The organism is Paenibacillus sp. S150 (genome assembly GCF_019352175.1).
GTDB lineage: Bacteria > Bacillota > Bacilli > Paenibacillales > Paenibacillaceae > Paenibacillus_AQ.
This window is the reverse complement of record NZ_JACBYI010000002.1, coordinates 255,359-277,761: the sequence shown is the minus strand read 5'-3', so window position 1 is coordinate 277,761 and position 22,403 is coordinate 255,359. Positions and strand designations below refer to the sequence as shown.

The window sequence follows — 22,403 nt, the reverse complement described above, 5'->3', positions numbered from 1 at the left end:
CCTTTTACCCGTCATGAAACGACTCGAATCCCCAAATCCAGCTTCATTTATGCTGCATAAAATAACCCCACAAAGTGGGGCCTTGCTTCGATGATGACTCAGGTACTCTGCGGGGACCCCAAAACATATAAATTCTTATCTTCCAAGCGGAAACGGCTTCGCCGTCCTTATAAGGACGGTATCCGTTTCAGCGAGAAAGATAAGGCTAATGTATAGCGTGAAACATATGAATTCTTATCTTTTAAAAAAAGACACAGCGCCAGTCTTGACGCCATGTCTTCGAACACCTGCCATGCTTTTATTAAGCTCCGGCCTCTTCGGTCAGAAACTGCACCTTTATGACTTTGATGCGGGATATCCGTTTATTATCGGTCTCCTCCACCATGAATAAATGATTGTCAAATTCAACCGTTTGGCCTTTTTGCGGGGGATTGACCTCAAGCTTGGAGTACAGCCAGCCGCCGATGGTATCATAGTCATCCGTCTCCATGTTCAGCCCAAGCCGGTCGTTGATCTCCTCGATCAGCATCAGGCCGTCAATGGAGAATTCATCCTCCCCCAGCTTCTCTACCCCTGGACGCTCTTCGTCGAATTCGTCCTGAATTTCCCCGACGATCTCCTCCATAATATCTTCGAGCGTAACCATGCCTGAGGTACCGCCGTATTCATCGATCAGAATCGCAATTTGCGTCTTCGCCCGCTGCATCACCTTGAGCAAAGCGCTAATCTGAATCGACTCCGGAACCGTAAGAATAGGACGTATCAGTTCATTGTAATTGGGCGCATTGTCCCGGATCAGATCCTTAATGTGGATAAAACCGAGAATATGGTCCTTGTCGCCTTCACAGACCGGGTAGCGCGTCCGCATGCCGTCAAATGCAGCCTCCATGTTTTCTTCAAGGGTAAGATGATTGTTGAGACAGATCATTTCAGTACGCGGAATCATGATCTCACGGGCCATGGTGTCGGCAAATTCAAAAATATTGTCTACCAGGGTCATTTCGGTGTTGTCAATAAGTCCGCTTTTGTTGCTCTCCTGCATAATGATGCGGATTTCTTCCTCCGTGTGAGCCGTCGCCAGCTCTGAAGCAGGCGATAAGCGGAAAATCCGCAGCAGCCCGCTGGCCAGACCTTTGACGATCCAGATAAAAGGATACATGATCCGGTAAAAAATATTCATTGCACCCGCGGTTAGCAGAAGTACCGCTTCGGCTTTGTTCACGGCAATCGTCTTGGGAGCAAGCTCTCCGAGCACAATATGCAGAACTGTGATGAACATGAAAGCAATAATCAGCGAAATTACATAAACCGAGGTTTCGCCAAATCCTAGGCTTGTTACAATCGGCCCCACAATCGTTGCGATAGCAGGTTCACCCAACCAGCCCAGTGCCAGTGAAGCAAGGGTGATGCCAAGCTGGCAGGCGGACAGATAGCCATCCAGATTGTGTACGATATTACTTGCTGCCGCTGCTCGTTTGCTGCCTTCCTCAATCAGGGAATCAATGCGGCCGCTGCGTACCTTCACCATCGCATATTCAACCGAAACAAAAAAGCCATTAAACAGCACCAGCAAAATAATAAGACCTACATGTAATATACCGGGTAAAGGGTCGCTCAATTTATACTCCTATCCACCGTCTCCACGATTCAGGCGGATAGGCCCACCTCCTTCGTTTGTTCAAAATGTCGGCTTGTGCAGCAGCAACAATTCCTTTCCGAATCAATTTCCCAATGCTTTCATCTCCTGTACTTAAATCACGGATATAAATATACACATTATTATAATATTACTCGGTGTATAAAAACAGGTGCGAACAAGGGTAAAAAATGATCTTTTGTTTACTCTATATAAGGATAAGGTTAAATCTTAAGCCCCCTTTCCGTCAACCTCAGCACCTCCGGCGGCATTCTGGATATGAAATGCCCCCTGCAACTATCCTAGTTTAATTGCGTAAAATTGGAAAAGGGGCTGTGGTGGTTTAAACGGATAGGCAACGATGGTGAACCCGGTGATATGCGGATGGGATATATAAAATTCGCCGGAAAAATAACAATAGGAATTGGCGCAATGATTATCATATTCAGCGTCCCCTATCTCTTTGTTTAATGCTTTTCCCTTCACGGTTTATTCGGATAATTTTTTGAAATAAACAAGCAGAAACGGCTGCGCCGTCCTTGACCGGGCAGCGCAGCTGTTTGCATTTCAAGTGTAAAGCCGGCTGCTGAAGCCAGGCGGGAAGCCAAGTATAAAAGGAATCACCTCGTATCCCCCCAGCCGCTTTTTCGCAAGGGTTAGCGGGAAAAAGGAACCCTAATCGATCCGTTTCTCTCCCCTGCAGAGGATACGCCTGCATTAAGATGAACTTGAAGCATTCATTTAAAGGGCAGCCATTTTAGTGGGAAAAAGTATAACTAATCCAACATATTCGGCTCCTGGATCATCCCTAGTGGGAAAAAGTACAACTAATCCGGCTGAAATCAGCCGTATGGGGGAGCGGGCCTCCATGAAGTGTACAAAATCCCACTAAAGCCCGTTAAAGCCAGAATTCCAGCCCATTAGTGTTACTTTTTCCACTTCGCTTCCGTTCCCTATGAATCTCCTTGCGTTCCATCAGCTTTTTCAGGTTCGCCGGTTCCATTCATATACATTAAGTTTCCCCTGAAATAACGGCTTGTGAATTTCATTCCTCCGTGGTGCCGTGCAGCGGCATGGGTGTCTTATATTTATATAAAACCGCCATCATGGCGGTTTTTTTGAAAGATAAGAATTTATATGTTTTGGGGTCCCCGCAAAGTACCTGAGTAAATCATCGAAGCCAAGGCTCCACTTTGTGGGGTTATTTTGTTTTATCGGCTCAGACAAAAGCTTCCTGGCGGCAGCTCAACCGTCTTGGTGCCTTACTTCAGCAGCATTTTCACAGCGGCCTTCAATTGTTTGATCGTCTCTGTGCCAACCCATCCGCCTGCGCTTGCCAGGAGCACATTATGAAAAAGCTTCATAGCCAGAGAGTATGTCATGGTCCCGATAATAATTTCCATTACAAAGAAACTTACAATATCTCCAGTGGTTATAATGTAAATTTTAAATTCCTGATTATGAAGCATGGCGCATTCCTCCGCCTTTGAAGGGTTTATATAACCCATATGCTCCACGCTGATTGTCCAATGCCAGGAGCATTTGACAGGAAAGCCTCAGACGCCAAGAAACGGCAGCCGCCTTAAGCCAAGGCAGTGTGCCGTTTCTATTTGCACTATGGATAACTGTTCATATATTAACGGCAGTTGCGTGTGGTCGGCGGATTGCCGATCGAGCCGGGATATTGATATGCCAGCGGCTCGTCGAAGGTGGCATAATCAAAATTCACCATCAGCAGCACAATGCGTTGTCCGCTGGCCTTGTCGCTGATAATGAGGTGGTCGCGGCCGGCAGCTTCCAGCACTCCAGTGTAGACCTTGGCATTCCAATCCTTATTGTTCTCGTATGTGAAGTAAAAGGTACCGACTTTGCCGAGATTCAGCCGGAAAATGTTTTCGATGTATGATTGCTCAAACACTGGCGCAGTGGTGGTCATTACTCCCCCGGCTGGAGTCATGGGGCTGCCGCTGTTGACCTGGGGAGGCATTCCGCCCATGACCCCCATGGTTCCCATGTTGCCCATTCCCATCGGACTCATGCTGTGCATCCCGTTCATGTTATTCATGCTGTTCACATTGTTCATATTATTCATGTTGCTCATCGCACCTGAAGGATTGCTGCCAATCGTATACGTAACGGGGCGGTAAGGTTGAACTATCATCTGCTGATAACCTCCTAAATAATTGGTCTGCCACGCTGCTTGGACGGCCTAAGGCAAAAATGCGGCTTGTTCCCAAGCTAAATGTCGCTAAAGAGGCATTGCCTGCACTTAGTGAAGAGCTTCAAGTAAGCTGCGGAAGCGGGGCAGCAGGCTTTCTCCGGCTGCATCCGCATCCGCTTAACCCGAAGGATCTAGTACACTGCAGGACAATCGCTGCTGGTGGGAGTAAAGAAGCAATGCGCTTTGAAGCGGCCGGTATTCTGCTGGTTGTACCAGGTGCCCGGGCATTCTCCGACCGGACGGAAGAACCAGAGCGCATTGGAGGCCGGCCATGTTCTTTCCCCCGCAATGGCGCGTCTTGCCAAGCGGATATCGGATTCCCGGGCGCGCTGGTAGAAATAACCCTTCTGCGGTGCTTCGAAGCCGCCCGGGCTTTGGAATACCATATCATTCACACTGCGGATATCATTGAAGTCCAGGCAGTTGCCAAGGATCCGGTTGACGCCCACATTGCCGACCATCAGCATGCCTAATTCCCCATCCTCCTCGGCTTCCGCCCGCATCAGCCGTGCAAGCACTCTTACATCCTCCGAGTTTGCTTTAATTACGGCCACATTTTCTCCTCCTTAGCCTACACATTTCTCAACTGCTCGCTGTATTGTATGTGCATTCGCCCAAGAGGTGACAGTCCATTCCCAACTTCCGCCCATTTTCTGTAAAACCCGCTTACGGCTCGTAGATCATTTTACGTGTCATGCCGCCATCGACTACAAGCTGGGCCCCGGTGACGAAATTGTTATCCGCTGAAGTCAGATATAGGCAAGCTCTGGCGATATCCTCCGGCTTGCCTACCCTTCCTGACGGATGCTGGGAATGGTCGATTTCCCTTAACTCTGCATAGTCACCCGTTTCAATCCAGCCCGGGCAGATGCAGTTTACCGTGATCCCGTCTTCGCCGAGTGTTACCGCCATGGCATGGGTAAGTGCTGATATGGCACCCTTGGAGGCCGCATAGGCTTCTGTATTGGGCTCTGACATCATTGCCCGCGTAGAGGAAAGATTGACCACTGCCCCGCCTGCGGGATTATTCCGCATAATCTTCGCCGCTTCACGTGTAGCCAGGAACACACCGCGGGCATTGGTGTTCATCACCCGGTCCCAGGCCTCTACAGACAGCTCGTATAATGGCTGTGTGTGCGGGTTGGCAATACCGGCATTATTAATCAGAATGTCTACCGTTCCGTAGGTTTTGGCTGTAAAAGCAGTCATTGCGATGACCTGTTGTTCCTTGCTGACATCACAGGCGTAAAATTCAGCCGTTCCGCCTTCACGGCAGATTTCCGCCGCCGTCTTGCGTCCGGTCGCTTCATCCAGCTCGGCAATAACGACATTCGCGCCCTCGGCCGCATAGGCTTTTGCGATTGCCCTGCCGATGCCCTGGCCTGCGCCGGTTACAATGACTGTTCTGTGCAGATATTTCATGTTCAGATCACTCCTATAATTGGGTGGATTTCACACAATACAAATATCCCCTTGCTCCGCTGACAGGAAACAAGGGGATTGTACAGGATACGCCGCTATATTGTAAATACCATTATATTGTTCTATTCTGCCGTAGAGTAGTGGGGCTGCCGCTGAAAGCCGTGGTATCTGGTCCCCTGGTAAGTCAGTATCCCTCTGTCTCCTTCGGCACTCATGCCATATTCATTGCCGTCCACTTTGAACTCCATCCGCGCTCCATGATCCGACTCATAGGTCAAATAGTAGGTTGTGCTGGTGCGGCTGTTATGGCTCTCATCCTGCAGCTGCTGCTGCCGGACCTCACTTCGTTTGCTGACGATGCGGGCAGGGATGGTCAGCATGGGCGAGCTGTTGTTCCGGCTCCACTGCAGCAGCCCCCTGCCTGCAGATACAGCGACAATGCCAATCACCACGGCGAGAAAGATCGGTATTACCGTCCCCGTCAGATCAAACATCCAAGATGGATCCGGACCCATTCCCATTCCCCCTTATTTTCATTTATCCTGCTTCCAGCAAGAAACAGGCTTCTGTATATGTATATGCCCCGGCTGTTCCATAAAGCATTGCAAAAACATTATTTCTAAGTGGAGTATAATTGCAAAAAGACCACCCTGCCCACTCTTGTCAGAGGTCAGCTGTGGCCTTCGTTATTAATGTCCCTCCAGCGGTTCAATTACGCATGTACGAGATCCAATAATTGCTTAGTTTCGTCCGTTTCTTCAGGAAGCATTCCATTGTCCGCCCAGCATGCCTTGCATTGTTCTTCAGTTTCACAGAGGTATGCGTCATCACAGTTGTAGCACAGCTGCAGAAGGTTTCTGGTTACATAATCCGTTTCGAAAGTTTTCATTATAATCTCTCCTATTCGGGATGAAAGTTTGTGAAATAATGAACTTGTTCTCTATGTGTTAAATATATCACAGGATTATTCGTTTGTCATGTGATTTTTTTCACATTTTTAAAGAGAATTTTAAATAAGATTTTTCCTTATATTCAGATTAATCCGCTGAACCGGCTTGGCGGTCCTGTTTCTAAGGGCTGTATCCATTCAGCGAAAAATAAAAGGCTGCCTCAGCGGCAGCCTCATCCCTAACACATTCTCTTACATTACACGCCAGGTTAAACCTCCGTTTGTGGTCTGCAGCAGAATGGATTTGCGGTCTTCCTTTTTCTCGATCAGCAGCCAGCCTACCTCACTGGTGACGAACTGCAGCTTCACAATCTCCGGATATTCCACAAGCTTGGATTGCAGCACACCGCTGGCTGGAAGAGCAGTCCAGGTCTTGCCCTGATTTGTTGTCCGGTACAGTACATCCTGCTTCAGGGTCCAGCCAAGCTGCGAGTTCAGAAAGGCAGGCGGGATGTGGCGGTTAATCCCTGTCTGGGACCCCAGTCCAAAGGAGACAAATTTCCAGTTCTCCCCCCCGTTGGCTGTGAAGTAGCCATTATAGGCAATGCTGCCTTCCTTATCCTTTTGGCAGCCTACAGACATCCACCCGTTCAGGCTCACTTTGTCAAAAAAATCAGGTTCTCCCGTGATGACACGGTCACAGCCTTCAAATTGTTCATTGACGAGAAATTCCTGACCGGAGCTCCAGGTAGCCGCAGCGTCTTTGGTCATGTAGATTTTGGGCAATGCGCCGGTTTGCAGCGTTACAAAGCCATGCGTTAAGTCCTTGAACACCATTCCCGTAATCATTCCGGATATAGGAACTGAGTTATTCGGCAGATTCGGATTATACTGCTCATTCTGCATGACCAGATTCCAGGTAGCTCCGCCGTCACTGGTTGCATACAGCGCTTTGCTCTCCTTGGCGGCTTTTGCATCCCAGGAGGTCATCAGCCAGCCATGCGAAGGGGAGTTGAAATAGATCGATGAAATCGTATTCGCATCAGGAAAAGAAGAAATTTTCCAGCTGCTTCCCCCATCCGTCGTGCGCAGCACAACCGTTTCCGTGAGTCCCGAGGCGCTCCGGATAATCCAGCCGTTATCGGGATCGGTGAAGAATATATCCTTGCCATACACTGGGTTGGACAAAAACTGGACATTCGCTGACGGAGAGATGTTGCTCCAGGTCTTGCCGTTATTCTTCGTCATGTAGATCCGCAGTTCATTCTTGGTTACACCCCAGGCAAGCCCTATGGCATTATTCAACAGCCTGAAATCCGTCAACCGGGTCTGAATCTGGTATTTTGGGGCATTTTCGTTATCGACATTCTGGGCATCCGGGGTAATCAGCGTAATGGTCTGCCCCTCTTCCGGCGCTTCCGTCGGCTGCGGGGGCTGGGAAGGCTCCGGAGGAGGAGAAGAGCAAGCCGAAAGTATAAGCAGGCTCAGGAGTATGGTGAATACAGCTCCCAGAACCTTGAACCCTGTTTTTCTGAATGACAAAGCTCTCTCCTCTTCCTCAAAAAATTATTTGTAATGGTTAAGCTTACTGCTCCTATAGCCGTATAAACCATAAATAAGCAAGCCGATGATCAGCCAAATGACGAAGCCAATCCAGGTCGCTCTACCCAGATTATACATCAAATAGCTGCAGGCCGCCGCACTTAACAAAGGGATAAAAGGAACCCACGGCACTTTAAAGCCTCTTTTGAGAGTCGGATGGGTATAGCGGAGTACAATTACTCCGAGAGAAACGACAAGAAAGGCGAACAGTGTGCCGATGCTGGTCAGGTTGGCGAGCCGGTCCAGCGGAACAAAGCCGGTAAGCACGGCAATAACGCCGCCCACCATCCAGGTGCTGCGCACAGGGGTGTGCGTCTTCGCACTAACCTTGGACAAGGCTCGCGGCAGAAGCCCGTCCCGTGAAATCGCGAACAGCAGACGCGTCTGGCCAAACAGCATAACAAGCAGAACAGTAGTCATCCCGGCAATAGCACCTACTGAGATAAGTCCGGCAATCATATTCTGATCCACAAAACGCAGCGCGAAAGAAACCGGATCGCTGACATTCAGGCTCTGGTAAGGAACAATTCCGGTGAGCACAAGGGAGACCGCAATATAGAGCACCGTGCAAATTGCCAGAGAGGAAATAATTCCAATCGGCAGATCACGCTGCGGACGCTTCACTTCTTCCGCTGCGGTGGATAGGGCGTCAAAGCCGATATAGGCAAAAAATACAGTAGCTGCACCATTAACTACGCCATGAAAACCAAACGGCATAAACGGCGTCCAATTCTCCGGCTTCACATAGAATAAACCGGTAACAATAAACAGCACAACGACCGACAGCTTGATCACGACCATGATCGCATTGAAACGGGCCGTTTCCTTGACTCCCCGGGTCAGCAGGTAGGAAATCAGCAAAATAATGATAACGGCGGGCAGATTGATAAACGTTCCCTTGTCCGCATTATACGCTCCGGAGAGCGCTGTGGGCAAATGCAGGCCAAAGCCTTCGAGAAGACCCTGGAAATAGCCCGACCATCCGCTGCTCACCGCCGCCGCCGCAACCCCGTACTCCAGCACCAGATCCCAGCCCAGAATCCAGGCCAAAAGTTCACCAAAAGCCACATAGCTGTAAGCATAGGCGCTGCCGGATACCGGAAGTGTGGAGGCAAACTCCGAATAGCAAAGAGCCGACAGCACACAGGCAAAGCCAGCCAGCACAAATGAGAGTACAAGCGCCGGGCCTGCATGCTCTGCAGCCGCCACTCCCGTCATTACAAATATTCCGGTGCCGATGATCGCCCCTACACCCAGCGTGGTCAGATCAAATGCACCCAGTGTCTTGCTGAGCTTGTCTCCTTCGGCACTGACCGGAGCGGTCAAAGGCTTCTTGCGGAATAATTCCATACGTAAATTCTCCCCTGTCTTCTATATAAGTAAATAATGAGTCCTATAAATACAAGAAACGTGGAAATACTAAACATTCATGCCCCCTGTCTTCCAAAATCCTTGTTGGCTTGTCCATTATTGGGTAATGGATTAAAAGCAAGCCGCTTGAAAACACTAACCTTAGCGATTATGATGGATAAGATTGGACACAAAAAATTCAAAATTTCAGGAGGAGATGTAGCAATGGCCCCCCCATTCAAACCGAATCGTGTCGTAGTAATCGGCACCGGTGCAGTCGGCACTACCACTGCCTATACCTTGCTGCTGCGCAGACGCATGCAGGAGCTGGTTCTAATTGATGTCAACCATCAGAAGGCGCTGGGTGAAGCGCTCGATATGAACCATGGCATGCCCTTCGTCGGTGGTGTGAAGCTCTGGGCAGGAACCTATGAAGATTGCCGCGAAGCAGATATTATCATTGTGACCGCCGGCGCCTCCCAAAAGCCGGGTGAGACCCGGATCGATCTGCTGCGCAAGAACATCTCGATTTTTAAAGACATCATTCAAAAAATAACCAAATACAACCAGCATGCCATTCTGCTGATCGCGACAAATCCGGTCGACATTCTGGCTTATGCCACTCTGAAGATCAGCGGCTTCGACCGCAGACGCGTCATCGGTTCAGGAACCGTACTCGACAGTGCGAGATTCCGTTACCTGATCGGCCTGCACAAAGAAATCGATCCGCGCAGCATTCACGGACAGATTATCGGTGAGCATGGCGACTCCGAGCTGCCGGTCTGGAGTCTGGCCAATGTTGCGGGGATTGATCTCGGCTTTGACGAAGCAGAACGCAAGGAAATCTTCGAGGATACCAAAAATGCAGCCTACGAAATCATAGATGCCAAGGGCTCAACCTCCTATGCGATCGCGCTGGCGCTGGACCGGATTGTGGTCTCGATTCTGCACAATGAAGGTGCTGTGCTGAATGTCTCCACTCTGCTTAACAACTATAATGGAGTGTCCGATGTTTTCCTGGGCGCCCCATGTGTGGTTGACCGCTCCGGCGTACGCGAAGTACTGGACCTGCCGCTCAGTGAAGAGGAGCAAGCCCTGTTCCGGCAATCCGCAGAAAAGCTGAAGGGTGAAATCTCCAGGCTGGAGCTGTAGACTCACGCTGTGCCATGACAGACTATTTCCACCTCGCGAAGAGGCAGAGATAGTCTTTTTTGCGTACTGTGGACCCGAATTACAAAAGAAAACGCCCTTCCGGTTATGGAGAATAACCCCCACTACTGAAAGGACGGAGCTTCTGAACTCAATAAATATAACATGAATCGTCAGGTCTGCCAATGAAATAAGTCATGTCCGATGCTCGCCGGATTCCATAAGCGCTGCGTATTCATCATCCATCTTGCGGCAAGCTTCGGCTCGAACTCACATTTCATAATGGACCGGAACAGGCGGCATGCTGATCTGCAGTCTGGACATGGCTTCTTCCTTCTCCCGGCTGGTAATATGCGTATATACAGTAGTCGTTTGAATAGATGAATGGCCCAGCAGCTCCTGGACCGTCCGCAAATCCGTTCCCTTGCGCAGCAGCATGGTGGCAAAGGAATGGCGAAGCTTGTGACTGGAGTAAGGACGGCGGCGGGCGGCAGGAACGTCATTCTGATAACGGCGGAAGGTGTTGGCGGCGATCCCCTGGATCCCGCGGATCGAGAGCCTCCGTCCTTTTTGCGAAATGAACATAGCCTCCTCCTTGCTGCGCCAAGGCTCCAGCCGGTCGGCCAACGCCTGCTCCAGAAAAGGGGCCAGCTCTGCAGGCACCGGAACGTTCCGCCATTTACGGCCCTTTCCGAATACGCGCAGCATCCGGCGCTCTGTATGGTAATCGCTTAAATTTAGGGTGTGGACCTCCCCTACCCGCAGCCCCATATAGGACATGAGCAGAAAAACCGCCAGATTCCGGCTCCTGTATTTGCCCTCTACAGCTGACAAAAAACGCTGCAGCTCCTGTTCTTCCAGATAGACGGGCTCACGGTTCTTTTCGGTCTTGGACTTCTTGATTCCCGCTGCAGGATTCGCAGTCAGCAGTTCCAGCTCTATCAGCGCCTTGAACAGGCAATTCACCGAGGCATGCTTGCGGTTACGCGTGGAATCGCTGACCCCCCGTTCACGGACAGAGGTTAAATAGGAGACGATATGCAGCTTCTTAACGGTCTCCAGCTTCTTTCCGTTCAGACCGGCCAGGAACTCCCGCACATCGGAAAGATAGGACTTCTGTGTATATGGGGTATAGCCGGCATCCTTCATCCAGATCAGAAAGGCATCCAGCTCCTCTTCATAGTCAGGCTCCCATTGGTTCATGTCCTATCTCCCTTCCTGTGTTTATAACAATTTATTCCTTAAATTTCTTCGTCTATGTGCGCGAAAAAGCGGCATGGATGTTTATTGTACCATAGAATAGCTTCATAGAATCAGGTGGATAAAAGGCTTCTTTTCTCAGTGTCCGTCTCCCCGCTTCTCCATCCTGACGCATGCTTCTGTACAGTGGACAGGAACTCGGCAAGTGCAGGGGACTTCCATTTTTTGTTGTGGTACGCGATTTGTGTAGCCACCCGCTGGGAATCGTCATTCCAATGGAGCCGGGCCAGCTTGCCTTCGGCCAGCTCATTTCGCACGGTAATCAGCGGCAGGAAGGAGATTCCCAGTCCGGCCATTACACATTGCTTGATTGCTTCAATACTCCAGAATTCCAGCTTCGGATCGGGGAACACGCCATGGCTGTTCAAGTGGCGCTCGAACAAGATCCGGTAGGTGCAGCCGGTTTCCGTATGCAGAATGGTTTCATCTTTTAAATGATGCGGCAAGACCTCAGCAAGCTCCAGAAGCGGATGGCCCAGCGGTGCAACCAGTGTCATGGCTTCATGAATAAGCGTCTCCGTATGCAACTCCTTGTACTCTGTCTCCGGTTGGAGCAGAAACACCAAATCCAGCTCCCCGGTGCGGACAAATTCGGTTAACTCCCAGCAAGCCCCCGGCTTCAGGGTAATTTGCACCTGGGGATACCGCCCGCGGAATTCCTTGATAATGCCCGGCAGCCGAAAAGCAGCCAGTGATTCCGGTGCCCCTATCCGCAGTACTCCGGACAATCCGGTTTCTGAACGCAGTGCAACCTCAGCCATGGTGTGCATCCGGGAAATCTCCTGGGCATACGGGAGCAGGCGGCGTCCGGCATCCGTGAGCAGGATTTTTTTGCTGATCCGGTCAAACAGCGGCTGCCCCAGCTCTGCCTCAAGCGCCTGAATCTGGGCAGTTATACTTGACTGTGCATAATCGAGCTTCCGGGCTGCACGTGTGAAGCTGCCGGTTTCCGCCACAACCAGGAACGTGAACAGATGGCGGGATTCCATCGACGCCCTCCTCCTTCGTGCTTCCGGTCTATCCATCGGTTTTTCGAATGGATGCCATTTAATAATTCCGTTTTTCCAATGGATCTATTATCTGATACTCTATACTTAAATACAAGGAAAGCGGGCCATCTTAATCATGAAAAAAATGAACTCTCTACAACGCAATATCGGAATGCCGCAGGCCATTGCCCTGTATATTGGCGCCGTACTTGGTTCAGGAGTGCTGATTGTTCCCGGTCTTGCCGCAGAGATAGCCGGTCCCGCCTCCCTTCTCGCCTGGGGATTTATGACGCTGCTGATTCTCCCTTTGGCTCTGTCCATGGGCCTGCTGTCTGCCAAATACCCGAATGCCGGCGGTGTCTCCCACTTTGTCACACTGGCTTTTGGCCCCAGGGCCGGAGCGCTGGCCGGCTGGTTCTTCCTGATGTCGGTCCCGGTTGGGGGGCCGGTCGCCGCATTGACCGGAGCCGGATATATGTCGGCTGCCATGGGCTGGGGGGATAACGCCAGAATCGCCATGGCCGCGGCCATGCTCGGAGTTGGTCTGGTGACGAACTGGATTGGAATGCAGATGGCCGGAAAAGTACAGATTGCTGTTGTAATCGCAATCGTCGCCGTATTGGTCTTTTCCTTTGCCGCAGCTCTCCCCCGGATGGAAGCTGTGCATTTCACACCTTTTGCCCCGCACGGCTGGATGAGCGCCCTGCAGGCGGCGGCGATTCTGTTCTGGTGCTTTATCGGCTGGGAAGCCGTATCCCATCTATCCGAGGAATTCAAGGACCCGCAGCGGGCAGCGGTTAAGGGCGTTGCCGTCGCTGCCATTATTGTCGGCATTCTGTACTTCCTGTCTGCTCTCGCCACAGTCGGGACACAAAGCTATCTTCGCGGGGGAGCGGATTCCTCCCTGGTCTGGATCATCAGCCAGCCGCTGGGCTCATGGGGCGGATTCATCGCCGGCCTGACCGGACTGTTCATCTGTACAGCAACAATCATTGCCTATGCCGGGGCCGCTTCCCGGGTAGCATATGCACTGGCCCGGCAGGGGTATGCCCCGAAATGGATGAGCCGCTTGTCCAGCCGTTATCAGACGCCAACCGGAGCCATTGGCTTTCTGCTCATATGTTTTGCCGCCGTACTGTTTCTGTACGGCAGCGGCCTGCTGTCAATTACAACACTGATTCAATTTCCTAATGCGACCTTCATATTAACATATATCGGAGGCTGTGCAGCAGGAATACGGCTCCTGAAGGGGAGCCGGCTTGGCGTTGCGATCAGTTGGATCTCCTTTGCCGCTACAGCGGCTGTGTTTCCTTTTACCGGCTGGGCAATCGGTTATCCGCTCCTGATCACGGCTCTGTTTTTCCTGATCGTGCATACCGCAGCCAGCCGCAAGAATGCTCATCAGGAGCCGGCCCCTGGCGAGCCGCAGGAGGTTAAGCAAAAGGCGCTTTAAAAAACTATAACAAATCTCCGGCACGAGCAAACAGGCCGCAGCTCCCCTTGTCTCCGGGGTCCTGCGGCCTGTTTTTTTATCTGCCTTCACTTCACCTCTGCGGCAAAAACAGCCGATGTCTGATTCAATGTATATTTGCCATCCTCCGTAAGCCAAGTGGCCTCATAGAGATAGTAATATACACCTTTTTTCTTAGGCGCTTCAAAGGCCCCATTCAATAAGTCAACCGGAACGTATACGTTATCCTCCCTGATTTCCGATACAGATACCTTTGACGGCAACGGCTCATAATCAAGTGCAATGCTTACCCGATCCCCCGGATTAATGACTGCCGGCGCCGTACCATTTAACAACGCCTTACCCCCCACGTAATCACCGCAACCGAGCGTATCCCAGCAATAACTGCTCTGAACCGCAGGTATCGTGGTGCTGCCGGTTTGTACTGAAGGCAGCGGGGGTTGTCCCTCCGGTGATGCAGCTTGTTTGGCAGCCTGCGGTCCTTGATCCGCCGGAGGACTTTGCGGTGACTCGATTTTATCCGCGAATTCCGTCGCCGCCCCCTTTGCTTCCCCAACAGGCGCTAAGGGATGTTCCTCCGACGGCTTTGCAGCGCAGGCAGCGAGCAGCGAGCCCATTAACAAGACAGCCATGAAGCTGAAATATTTTATCAGTATACTCACCTCATCTCTAAGACGGGTTTTCCGGTAAAAGGTTGCTGCAGCTCAAGCGCAATTTGAGTGGATATGGGCAGAGTGATCTTCTGGAAGTTTCAGCAACGGCAAAGTTGGTTATGAATGAAAAGAGCCTGCCCAAATGAGCAAGAAGGAGACGATTGACCATGCCCAAAGATAATAAAATCATTCTCGAAGCTGCGGCGCGAAAATTTGCCGATGACAATGCCGAACCTCCATTTCTGCCTGACTTGGGACCTGAAAAAGGACGCGAAACGGTAAACACAGTTCAAGCCAGTGAAATCCCGAAACCGGAGGCGGATATTCAGGATCTCGTTGTACCCGGCGGACCGGGCGGCAAGGTTCCGGTACGCATTATCCGTCCTGTGAATACTACAGGTGAAGTTCTGCCTGCCATTTTATATATCCATGGTGCGGGTTGGGTCTTCGGCAACAGCCATACCCATGACCGGCTGATCCGCGAACTGGCCGCAGGCGCTGGAGCCGCAGTCGTGTTCCCTGAATACAGCCTCTCTCCGGAAGCCAAATACCCAACTGCCATTGAAGAAATTTATGCGGTGCTGACCTGGATTGCCGAGCATGGGCCTGAATATGGCCTGGATACAGGCAAAATAACCGTCGCCGGAGACAGTGTGGGCGGGAACATGACCGCAGCGGTCACCCTGATGGCCAAGGAGCGCAGCGGTCCGGCAATTTCCAAGCAGCTGCTGTTCTATCCGGTTACGGATGCTGCTTTTGATACTGAATCCTACCATCTCTTTGCCGAAGGCTACTTCCTGCAGCGGACCGGTATGAAGTGGTTCTGGGATCAGTATACAACGAGCGAAGAGGATCGCGCCCAGATTACGGCCTCTCCACTTCGTGCCAGTCTGGAGCAGCTCAGCGGACTTCCGGAAGCGCTGATCATTACCGGTGAAGCCGATGTCCTCCGTGACGAAGGGGAAGCTTATGCCAATAAGCTGCGTGAAGCCGGAGTATCTGTAACCGCAGTCCGTTTCCAGGGAATTATCCATGACTTTGTGATGCTGAATGCCCTTGCTGAGACCAACGCCAAAAAAGGAGCGCTGCTGCTGGCCACCAGCTGGCTTCGCCAATAGTTCAGACCAACAGACCCGCATTGGATATTTCTCCGGTGCGGGCCTGTTTGTGCGTAAAAGGGAAAAATTCACTGCCTGCCGGCAAGAAATGAACGTCTGTTGAATCTGCAGTTCACTCAAGGGGCATTTCATGGGAGCTGCCTAGCCCACAATTCAAATGGATGGCTATTTCCGCTGGGCGTAGAACTCTGCCGCTTTGACCAGCATGTCCTTAAGCGAGCTGAAGGAAGTTGTTTTGCTCACGTGCTCATTAAGCTTGTCCTGCGGCAGTGACTTCAGTTCCTCCGCTGTGGAAGCAGAGAATCCTCCGCTTTGCAGGAAATCCCTAATCGACTCAAAAGGGGTAAATTTCTGCAGAAAAGGACTGGAGAGCAGCTGGTCCAGCGGCAGCTGATCTAATGGAAGCTTTTGCAGCAGCTCGCCGACACCGCCTTCTTTAATTTTGTTGACAATATCTCCTATACTTCCTAATCCACCGAGGTTGAATCCCATAAATCACGCCTCCTATGCAAACTATAGTTGCTCTTTTATTACCCTGGGCTGGCAGATTTGAATTATAGTTAACGTAATATTGATTATGTCAACTTTCAATCACGAGGAAAATCTTATTTGGCATAACCGGACCTCCAGCTCAAGCAGGAAGACGATTCTATTGTACTCTCTACAGCAGATTCCCCGATAATCACCTTGGCGCTCAAAATCCCAGAAATCAATTGCGCCAAATACAGCAGAATGGAGATTCAACGCCGCACCATGCAGTTCTATTGCAGAAAGTGCAATCCAGCTCGGCAATAATCCCTGCCGGATAGGCAGGGATTCGGTCTAATGTTCCATCGGAAGCAACTAGACTTTATTCAAGACAAGCTGCCGCGCAGATACTCGCCTATTCTCCTTGCTGCTTCAAGCAACCGCTCTTCGCTTTCTACCAGAGCGATTCTGACGAAGCCTTCTCCCTGCGAACCAAACGCATCACCAGGTATGACTGCTACGCCTGTGTGCAGCAGAAGTTCACGGGCAAATTCCCGGGAAGCCCCTGGTTCACCTCCCCTTGCGTATTCGGCAGGCAACGGAGCCCAAATGAACATCGTTGCCTTGGGACTCGGAACAATCCAGCCTTGCCGGGCCAGCGCCTCAATGAACACATTCCGGCGACGTTCATACAGGGGAGCCACTTGATCCGCTCCTGAACGCATTGCCAGCTTAAGCGCAACAACAGCCGCTTCCTGAATCGGCTTAAACACACCATAGTCTACATTGCTCTTGAATTCGCGAAGTGCGCCGACCGCTTGCCGGTTACCAGTCATGAAGCCGATACGGCAGCCGGCCATATTGAAACTTTTGGAGAAGGAATGAAATTCAACAGCAGTATCCAATGCTCCAGGCACCTGCAAAATACTCACCGGCTTATAACCGTCAAAGCCCATTTCCGAGTAGGCCAAATCGTGAATAACCAGCACATTCCATTTGCGGGCCAGCCCGGTCAATTTCTCCATATAGGCAAGATCCACAGTGGCAGATATGGGATTGCCGGGAAAGCTAAGCAGAATAAATACAGCCTTATCCCATATCTCATCCGGAATACTATCCAAATCGGGAATAAAGTCGTTCTGCTCCAGCAGAGGAAGCGTCCAGGACTGCACGCCTGCTATCGCAAGCGAACCGGAATAAACCGGGTAACCCGGATCAGGCACGATGGCCAAATCGCCCGGATTGCAGACGGCAAGCGCCACATGTGCCAATCCATCCTGCGAGCCCATCAGTGCAACCACTTCATCATCCGCAGTTACCGTAACGCCGAACCTCTGATCCATCCAGGCTGCCGCCTGCTTGCGGAATTCCGCACTTCCCTTGGAGGATGGATAAGAGTAACTATCTTCCCGAAGCGCCGCTTCACTTAGAACCTGCCGAATTTCCGGATGGGGCGCCTGGTCCGGGCTGCCGATGCCAAGATCGATCACATCCAGTCCGGACTTCGCCGATTCCCCTTTCCATGCTGCCACCTCCGCAAAAATCGAGGAACCCAGCTGCGAGAGCTTATCCGATCTCCAGCTTCCTTTGGAGCTGCTAAACGTCAACGAATCCACCTACTTGTTTTTGAATTATTATAGCATGATGCAGCGGAACTTAATTTCAAATATTTTGGCCAGCAAGATGAAATTCAATGATATGGTAAATTAAAGTTATTAAACATTAAATTCCTTTTCAATACTCTATTAATACTCTTTTTTAGTAGCCCAAAATATGCTGCCTGCTATTAAAAATCGTTTCCAGTCCAAACAGCGTATAATTTATGTTATACGCTGTTTTTTTGGGGCCACCGCCGGGCACCCACCCTTCTTCCTGAACATAAGATAAGTTATCAAGAGTGAAGGTGGAAATGGGTATGTCTAAGAACAAACGAGGCAAAGCATTATGGCGGATTCCGTCCAGGGGCAGAGGCACATGCCCGATCTGCGGAAGTACGCGCATCAAGCTGTTGTATTTTGGCAAAGGGCTCACCGGCGAAAAGCTTGCGGTCTGCAAAAAATGCGACGGCAAGCAAGTGAATTGAACGGATCACTTTGGTAAATATGACTGACTGTACATGACCGCAGCAAAAAAGGGGAATGCCGTTTTCACAGCACTCCCCTTGCATGTTTTTCACTCCGGATTGGGCAAATTCAGCTGCCAGGTTACGCCATAGCGGTCCGCAACCCAGCCGAATTTGCGGCTGAACGGATATTCGCCCAAGGGCATCAGAACATTTCCGCCCTGCGAGAGTTGTTCATAGACGGCATCAAGCTCTGCTTCGTCCGCGCAATTTACATACAGTGAGATGGCCGGTGTGAAGGAAAATCCGTGCTTCACATAACTGTCAATACACATGAAGGAAGCTCCCTTGATCGTAAAGGCCGCTTGCATTACCGTTCCCTCGGCCCCCGCTTCGCCTGCTCCATAACGCTGAATGCTTATTACCTCGGAGTGCTCAAACAATGAGACATAGAAGTTCATGGCCTCTTCCGCCTGGCCCTCAAACATCAGAAATGTGCTGATTCCCGGTTGTGCATTGGTCATCTAATCTCAGCCCCTTGGAGTATATTGGTCCTTAGGCTTTATTGTATCGAGTCAGAAGCGGACATGCCAGCTCCCGCTCCCGTTTTACGCAAAGTTTTGATCCACAGCCTGGAGATATCGAGAAAACCAAACGAGCCGGTATGAAGACCGAAGAGGCTCTGATTGAGCTGCGCTCTTTTATTCAAATGGCAGCCGTACAGCAACCAGCAATGGTCCCGCACTAGCTCTTCTGTCTGCTCTAACAGCTGACTTCTGCCTTCCTCCGGCAGTTCGGCAAAACCCTTCAGCTGCTCTGAAATCTTCTCCCTCTGGCTCTGCTCCAGCAGGGAATAGAAGCGATTGGACGGGTTGACGAAATAGTTAATCATTCCCCATTGCCAATCGTCCTCCAGCACCTCCTCCGCGAGCAGCAGATCGTCTTGCCGCAGAAATTCCTCCAGCCTGAAATCCGAATAGGGAGCAAGACGCAGGTTCAAGCCGATTCGTGCTCCGCGGCGCTGGAGCCATTCCGCTTCCTCCCGCTCCTCTTCCCTTCGTGAGGCATACGCGAGCGTGAGCTCTTCTCCCTGATACCCGCTGGATTGCAGCAGCCCCTCCGCTTCCTCAAGCGAGGGCCGGCTCCAGATTTTGCGGCGGCTTCTCCATGGCAGAAAGCTGCCGGCAGGCGTGATGCGGTGACCTCCCAGTTCGCTGGCCAGCGCTTCCGGATCGTACAGCATCCGCAGCACCTGCCGGAATACCGGGTGATGCTGCCGCCCCTCCCGGTGGAAATTCAGCATTATATACCTGCAGCCCAGTGCAGGATAGTCAATGCTATGGTTGGCACACTCCCCGGAATCCGCCCCGCCCAGTTCCGCGTCCGGCAGCTGATACGTACGGTCACTGTAGCCAAGCTCCGGCACATACCAGATTTCAACCCGGTCGAGCAGCGGACGTATGGCATAATATTCGTCGAACGCCGACAGCACCAGCACATTCTCATTGTAATCCAGCAGCCGGTAAGGACCGGTTCCAACTGGTCCATGAGCGAAATCCACATCGTAAGGGAGTATGGACATATGCACACAGCTGAACAAATGCAGGAAAAACAGATTGGGACGGGCCAGATCTATACGGAGGCGGTGATCCCCCTGAAGCTGTATCCGCACAATATCCCGGTAATGCCCCAAGGCCGGACTTTGCAGATCCGTCAGCCGCTGGAGCGTTTCCTTCACGTCTCTTGAATTTAGCAGCCTGCCGTGATGAAAGCGCACGCCCTTGCGCAGATAAAAGATATAGCTGGTATGCTCCGGGTTGGTCTCCCACATGTGGGCAAGCCCCGGCAAAAAGCTTCTGCTGTGCGCATCATAGATTACGAGTGTGCTGCATATCTGTCCAATCAGATAGGATTCGAAGGCCGTATAAACTGAAGCCGGGTCCAGCTTCTCCATGCGCCGGTTGCTTGTGATGCGGAGAATATCAAGTCCTGTGGCGGATTCCTCTTCACTGCGGTAGCCCATTTGCTTGTTCAACAGCGACAGCAGGCGCTCCTGAAGAGCGCCGTTCACCTCCGGCAGACCGATCAGCTCGATTCCCTGTTTGATTTTCCCCTTGCCGGTCAGTTCCTGAAGCTGCTCCTCCAGCACCTCTTCCACGCTCCGCAAAAAGGCCATCTCCGACTTATGTCCCCGCCCCCGCCCCGGCTGCCACTGAATGAAGCTCTTCTCTTCCAGCTTGCGCAGGATGAACTTCACATTGCGGGGAGTACAGCACAATACCGAAGCCAGCATATCTATGGTCACCGGAAGCGGTTCATGAATTCTGAAAGGCGTATTAAGGGCTGCTGCCAGCCGCAGAAAATGCACGACGTTATTGTCCATATTTATTGCTCCTTTAAAGGTGAAAGAGAGGGGGGAAAGCTTACACTTTTATTTCCCCCTTTTATCTGTACAATTATACACAAGCAGACACGGCTGCGTCATATACCCGTAAAATATAGTACGGCATCGCTAGACATTACAAATTCGGCAATCAGATTAGGAGATCCACGATCACATGAAACAGCATCTGCGGCAAATTCATCCCTTGGCCTGGACCATTATCATCGGCACCATGTTCGGCCGTCTGGTGACCTCAATGAGCATCCCGTTTTTATCCATTTATTTGACACAAGTTCTTGGCGCTTCGCACTCGCAAACCGGCCTTACGGTGGCCGTCAGTTCATTGGCAGGCGTGCTGATCAGCTTCTACGGCGGCTATATTTCCGATATCTTCGGGCGTAAAATCGTCATGCTGGTCTCCGTGTTCGGCTGGGCCTGCGTCTTCTTCGGCTTTTCGTCCGCGCAGCATCTCTGGGTGTTCTTCCTGGTAAATACGCTGAATGGGCTGTGCCGCGCCGTATTCGAGCCAACCTCGCGCGCCCTGCTATCGGATATCACACCACCGGATCACAAGCTGCTGGTCTTCAATTTACGCTACGCTGCGGTCAATCTGGGTGTGGTTTTTGGTCCTATTATCGGGCTTCAGCTGGGCTCGGCCCAGTCCACCTTCCCGTTCCTGATCGCCGGCATCGTATATATTGCTTATGGACTCGTACTGTTCATGCAATTCTCTGTTCACCGGGCCAGCCTGCCCGTCCGTTCAGAAGCCAGAGCTCCCCGGCTGCGTGAAGCGCTGGCGGTCACCGGACGTGACCGTGTGTTTCTGCCGGTGCTGCTGGGTACCATCTTCTGCGTGCTGGGCTACGGACATTTCAGCTCCACGCTGGCTCAGTATTTGGCGGTCAACAGCCATTTTTCGAATGGCGGACAAGTTTTTTCCTATATGCTGTCCCTTAACGCAGTAACAGTGCTGGTTGTGCAATATCCCATTGTCCGTACAGCCAGCAAATTCCCGCCGCTTGTTCCGTTAATTCTCGGGAATATTTGCGTGGCGCTAAGTCTGCTCCTGTTCGGCCTGGCGGGCGGGGCGGCGCTGCTGATGTTCAGTGTAGTGCTGTTCACCATCGGCGAGGTGCTGCTGTTCACCATGATGGATATGCTGATTGACCGGATCGCCAAGCCTGAATGGAAAGGCACGTATTTCGGCACAATAGGCTTCAATAACCTCGGCAACGTGATGGCGCCCATTCTCGGCGGTCTGCTGCTGGATCAATTTGGCGCCACGAATGGCCCGGCTGTATTTGTGCCGCTGGCCTTAAGCACAGCACTGGGCCTCCCTTTCCTTATTGCCGCACACAAACGACTCAACGCCAGGGAGCGTTCAGAAGCAGCTATCACCTCGTCCGGCGCTTGATTCCACAATATTTTAAAACCCGTCACAGACGAAGTGCTGGGCGGGTTTTTGTATAAAAGCAAGGTAATACAGGATGCAAACTGCCGGGTCCTCATTCCCTTCAGTGAAATAGTTAACATAATATATAATATGTTATTCAAACTTCCAAGGCGGCTCCGGCTCCATCATCTCATTTAACTGGTGTGAGAGCCGTGCACCCCATCCTTTTTCTGCTTTTGAAGAGTTTCAAAGGAGGGTGATAGGATGTTTTTGCTGTATGGAAGCAGGGAAGGTGGAAGAGTTTTAGCTTCTATTATGAATTTTTCATATAATGAAA

Annotated in this window: 21 protein-coding genes; 5 read left to right on the top strand and 16 right to left on the bottom strand. The window is 51.4% G+C overall.

What is annotated here, in order from left to right; genetic code table 11:
* Positions 1–301: 301 nt before the first annotated feature.
* From HYD27_RS03805 to bcaP, 9 genes are all read right to left on the bottom strand, one after another.
* Positions 302–1,618 carry a hemolysin family protein gene (locus HYD27_RS03805; RefSeq protein WP_219211661.1) on the bottom strand — a complete coding sequence of 439 codons (1,317 nt, stop codon included), beginning with the start codon at positions 1,616–1,618 and terminating at the stop codon, positions 302–304.
* 1,280 nt (positions 1,619–2,898) lie between these two features.
* Positions 2,899–3,105: a hypothetical protein gene (locus HYD27_RS03800; RefSeq protein WP_219211652.1), complete on the bottom strand. Its 207-nt coding sequence runs from the start codon at positions 3,103–3,105 to the stop codon at positions 2,899–2,901.
* 167 nt (positions 3,106–3,272) lie between these two features.
* The gene (gene gerQ, locus HYD27_RS03795) at positions 3,273–3,683 is read right to left on the bottom strand and encodes a spore coat protein GerQ (protein WP_228744976.1); all 411 of its coding nucleotides are present in this window, start codon (positions 3,681–3,683) and stop codon (positions 3,273–3,275) included.
* 305 nt (positions 3,684–3,988) lie between these two features.
* The gene (locus HYD27_RS03790) at positions 3,989–4,411 is read right to left on the bottom strand and encodes a cell wall hydrolase (protein WP_219211650.1); all 423 of its coding nucleotides are present in this window, start codon (positions 4,409–4,411) and stop codon (positions 3,989–3,991) included.
* A gap of 112 nt (positions 4,412–4,523) precedes the next feature.
* Positions 4,524–5,279, bottom strand: a complete 756-nt coding sequence (locus HYD27_RS03785) for an SDR family NAD(P)-dependent oxidoreductase (RefSeq protein WP_219211648.1) — start codon at positions 5,277–5,279, stop codon at positions 4,524–4,526.
* A 122-nt stretch (positions 5,280–5,401) separates the two neighbouring features.
* On the bottom strand, positions 5,402–5,794 hold the full coding sequence (locus HYD27_RS03780; RefSeq protein WP_219211646.1) for a DUF2500 domain-containing protein: 393 nt from the start codon (positions 5,792–5,794) through the stop codon (positions 5,402–5,404).
* A 197-nt stretch (positions 5,795–5,991) separates the two neighbouring features.
* Entirely contained in the window at positions 5,992–6,168 is a 177-nt protein-coding gene (locus HYD27_RS03775; protein ID WP_219211644.1) for a hypothetical protein, read from the bottom strand.
* A 252-nt stretch (positions 6,169–6,420) separates the two neighbouring features.
* Positions 6,421–7,710 (bottom strand): WD40/YVTN/BNR-like repeat-containing protein, encoded by a 1,290-nt coding sequence (locus tag HYD27_RS03770; protein WP_219211642.1) that lies wholly within the window; start codon positions 7,708–7,710, stop codon positions 6,421–6,423.
* Positions 7,711–7,734: 24 nt separating this feature from the next.
* Positions 7,735–9,120 carry a branched-chain amino acid transporter BcaP gene (gene bcaP / locus HYD27_RS03765; RefSeq protein WP_219211641.1) on the bottom strand — a complete coding sequence of 462 codons (1,386 nt, stop codon included), beginning with the start codon at positions 9,118–9,120 and terminating at the stop codon, positions 7,735–7,737.
* A gap of 225 nt (positions 9,121–9,345) precedes the next feature.
* On the opposite strand from bcaP, the gene HYD27_RS03760 reads away from it, so the two are divergent.
* Positions 9,346–10,272 (top strand): L-lactate dehydrogenase, encoded by a 927-nt coding sequence (locus tag HYD27_RS03760; protein ID WP_219211638.1) that lies wholly within the window; start codon positions 9,346–9,348, stop codon positions 10,270–10,272.
* Positions 10,273–10,539: 267 nt separating this feature from the next.
* Here the strand turns inward: HYD27_RS03760 and HYD27_RS03755 are convergent, their stop codons facing one another.
* Both HYD27_RS03755 and HYD27_RS03750 read right to left on the bottom strand, forming a co-directional pair.
* The gene (locus HYD27_RS03755; protein ID WP_219211636.1) at positions 10,540–11,472 is read right to left on the bottom strand and encodes a tyrosine-type recombinase/integrase; all 933 of its coding nucleotides are present in this window, start codon (positions 11,470–11,472) and stop codon (positions 10,540–10,542) included.
* Positions 11,473–11,582: 110 nt separating this feature from the next.
* Complete coding sequence (locus tag HYD27_RS03750) at positions 11,583–12,518, bottom strand: LysR family transcriptional regulator (protein WP_219211633.1); 936 nt, start codon at positions 12,516–12,518, stop codon at positions 11,583–11,585.
* 136 nt (positions 12,519–12,654) lie between these two features.
* Between HYD27_RS03750 and HYD27_RS03745 the strand changes: the two genes are divergently transcribed.
* A complete protein-coding gene (locus tag HYD27_RS03745; RefSeq protein ID WP_219211631.1) occupies positions 12,655–13,971 on the top strand; it encodes an APC family permease in 1,317 nt (438 codons plus the stop codon).
* Between the two features lie 86 nt (positions 13,972–14,057).
* Here HYD27_RS03745 and HYD27_RS03740 read toward each other — a convergent pair whose 3' ends face one another.
* Positions 14,058–14,651, bottom strand: a complete 594-nt coding sequence (locus tag HYD27_RS03740; protein ID WP_219211629.1) for a hypothetical protein — start codon at positions 14,649–14,651, stop codon at positions 14,058–14,060.
* Positions 14,652–14,809: 158 nt separating this feature from the next.
* On the opposite strand from HYD27_RS03740, the gene HYD27_RS03735 reads away from it, so the two are divergent.
* Positions 14,810–15,760 carry an alpha/beta hydrolase gene (locus tag HYD27_RS03735; RefSeq protein WP_219211628.1) on the top strand — a complete coding sequence of 317 codons (951 nt, stop codon included), beginning with the start codon at positions 14,810–14,812 and terminating at the stop codon, positions 15,758–15,760.
* A gap of 165 nt (positions 15,761–15,925) precedes the next feature.
* Here the strand turns inward: HYD27_RS03735 and HYD27_RS03730 are convergent, their stop codons facing one another.
* Entirely contained in the window at positions 15,926–16,252 is a 327-nt protein-coding gene (locus HYD27_RS03730) for a hypothetical protein (RefSeq protein WP_219211626.1), read from the bottom strand.
* A 362-nt stretch (positions 16,253–16,614) separates the two neighbouring features.
* Complete coding sequence (locus HYD27_RS03725) at positions 16,615–17,844, bottom strand: aminotransferase class I/II-fold pyridoxal phosphate-dependent enzyme (RefSeq protein WP_375373888.1); 1,230 nt, start codon at positions 17,842–17,844, stop codon at positions 16,615–16,617.
* A 299-nt stretch (positions 17,845–18,143) separates the two neighbouring features.
* Between HYD27_RS03725 and HYD27_RS03720 the strand changes: the two genes are divergently transcribed.
* The gene (locus tag HYD27_RS03720; protein WP_219211622.1) at positions 18,144–18,311 is read left to right on the top strand and encodes a hypothetical protein; all 168 of its coding nucleotides are present in this window, start codon (positions 18,144–18,146) and stop codon (positions 18,309–18,311) included.
* Between the two features lie 89 nt (positions 18,312–18,400).
* Here the strand turns inward: HYD27_RS03720 and HYD27_RS03715 are convergent, their stop codons facing one another.
* Positions 18,401–18,814: a VOC family protein gene (locus tag HYD27_RS03715; RefSeq protein WP_219211619.1), complete on the bottom strand. Its 414-nt coding sequence runs from the start codon at positions 18,812–18,814 to the stop codon at positions 18,401–18,403.
* Positions 18,815–18,852: 38 nt separating this feature from the next.
* Positions 18,853–20,673 carry an ABC transporter substrate-binding protein gene (locus HYD27_RS03710; RefSeq protein WP_219211617.1) on the bottom strand — a complete coding sequence of 607 codons (1,821 nt, stop codon included), beginning with the start codon at positions 20,671–20,673 and terminating at the stop codon, positions 18,853–18,855.
* 175 nt (positions 20,674–20,848) lie between these two features.
* Between HYD27_RS03710 and HYD27_RS03705 the strand changes: the two genes are divergently transcribed.
* Positions 20,849–22,087 carry an MDR family MFS transporter gene (locus HYD27_RS03705; protein ID WP_219211615.1) on the top strand — a complete coding sequence of 413 codons (1,239 nt, stop codon included), beginning with the start codon at positions 20,849–20,851 and terminating at the stop codon, positions 22,085–22,087.
* Positions 22,088–22,403 lie beyond the last annotated feature (316 nt).

Bases quoted from the DNA above. Each gene is read 5' to 3' on its own strand.
- HYD27_RS03710 (WP_219211617.1), bottom strand. From the start codon at position 20,673: ATGGACAATAACGTCGTGCATTTTCTGCGGCTGGCAGCAGCCCTTAAT.
- HYD27_RS03720 (WP_219211622.1), top strand. From the start codon at position 18,144: ATGTCTAAGAACAAACGAGGCAAAGCATTATGGCGGATTCCGTCCAGG.
- HYD27_RS03800 (WP_219211652.1), bottom strand. From the start codon at position 3,105: ATGCTTCATAATCAGGAATTTAAAATTTACATTATAACCACTGGAGAT.
- HYD27_RS03750 (WP_219211633.1), bottom strand. From the start codon at position 12,518: ATGGAATCCCGCCATCTGTTCACGTTCCTGGTTGTGGCGGAAACCGGC.
- HYD27_RS03715 (WP_219211619.1), bottom strand. From the start codon at position 18,814: ATGACCAATGCACAACCGGGAATCAGCACATTTCTGATGTTTGAGGGC.
- HYD27_RS03780 (WP_219211646.1), bottom strand. From the start codon at position 5,794: ATGGGTCCGGATCCATCTTGGATGTTTGATCTGACGGGGACGGTAATA.
- HYD27_RS03775 (WP_219211644.1), bottom strand. From the start codon at position 6,168: ATGAAAACTTTCGAAACGGATTATGTAACCAGAAACCTTCTGCAGCTG.
- gerQ (WP_228744976.1), bottom strand. From the start codon at position 3,683: ATGCACAGCATGAGTCCGATGGGAATGGGCAACATGGGAACCATGGGG.
- HYD27_RS03735 (WP_219211628.1), top strand. From the start codon at position 14,810: ATGCCCAAAGATAATAAAATCATTCTCGAAGCTGCGGCGCGAAAATTT.
- HYD27_RS03705 (WP_219211615.1), top strand. From the start codon at position 20,849: ATGAAACAGCATCTGCGGCAAATTCATCCCTTGGCCTGGACCATTATC.
- HYD27_RS03760 (WP_219211638.1), top strand. From the start codon at position 9,346: ATGGCCCCCCCATTCAAACCGAATCGTGTCGTAGTAATCGGCACCGGT.
- HYD27_RS03785 (WP_219211648.1), bottom strand. From the start codon at position 5,279: ATGAAATATCTGCACAGAACAGTCATTGTAACCGGCGCAGGCCAGGGC.
- bcaP (WP_219211641.1), bottom strand. From the start codon at position 9,120: ATGGAATTATTCCGCAAGAAGCCTTTGACCGCTCCGGTCAGTGCCGAA.
- HYD27_RS03745 (WP_219211631.1), top strand. From the start codon at position 12,655: ATGAAAAAAATGAACTCTCTACAACGCAATATCGGAATGCCGCAGGCC.
- HYD27_RS03755 (WP_219211636.1), bottom strand. From the start codon at position 11,472: ATGAACCAATGGGAGCCTGACTATGAAGAGGAGCTGGATGCCTTTCTG.
- HYD27_RS03730 (WP_219211626.1), bottom strand. From the start codon at position 16,252: ATGGGATTCAACCTCGGTGGATTAGGAAGTATAGGAGATATTGTCAAC.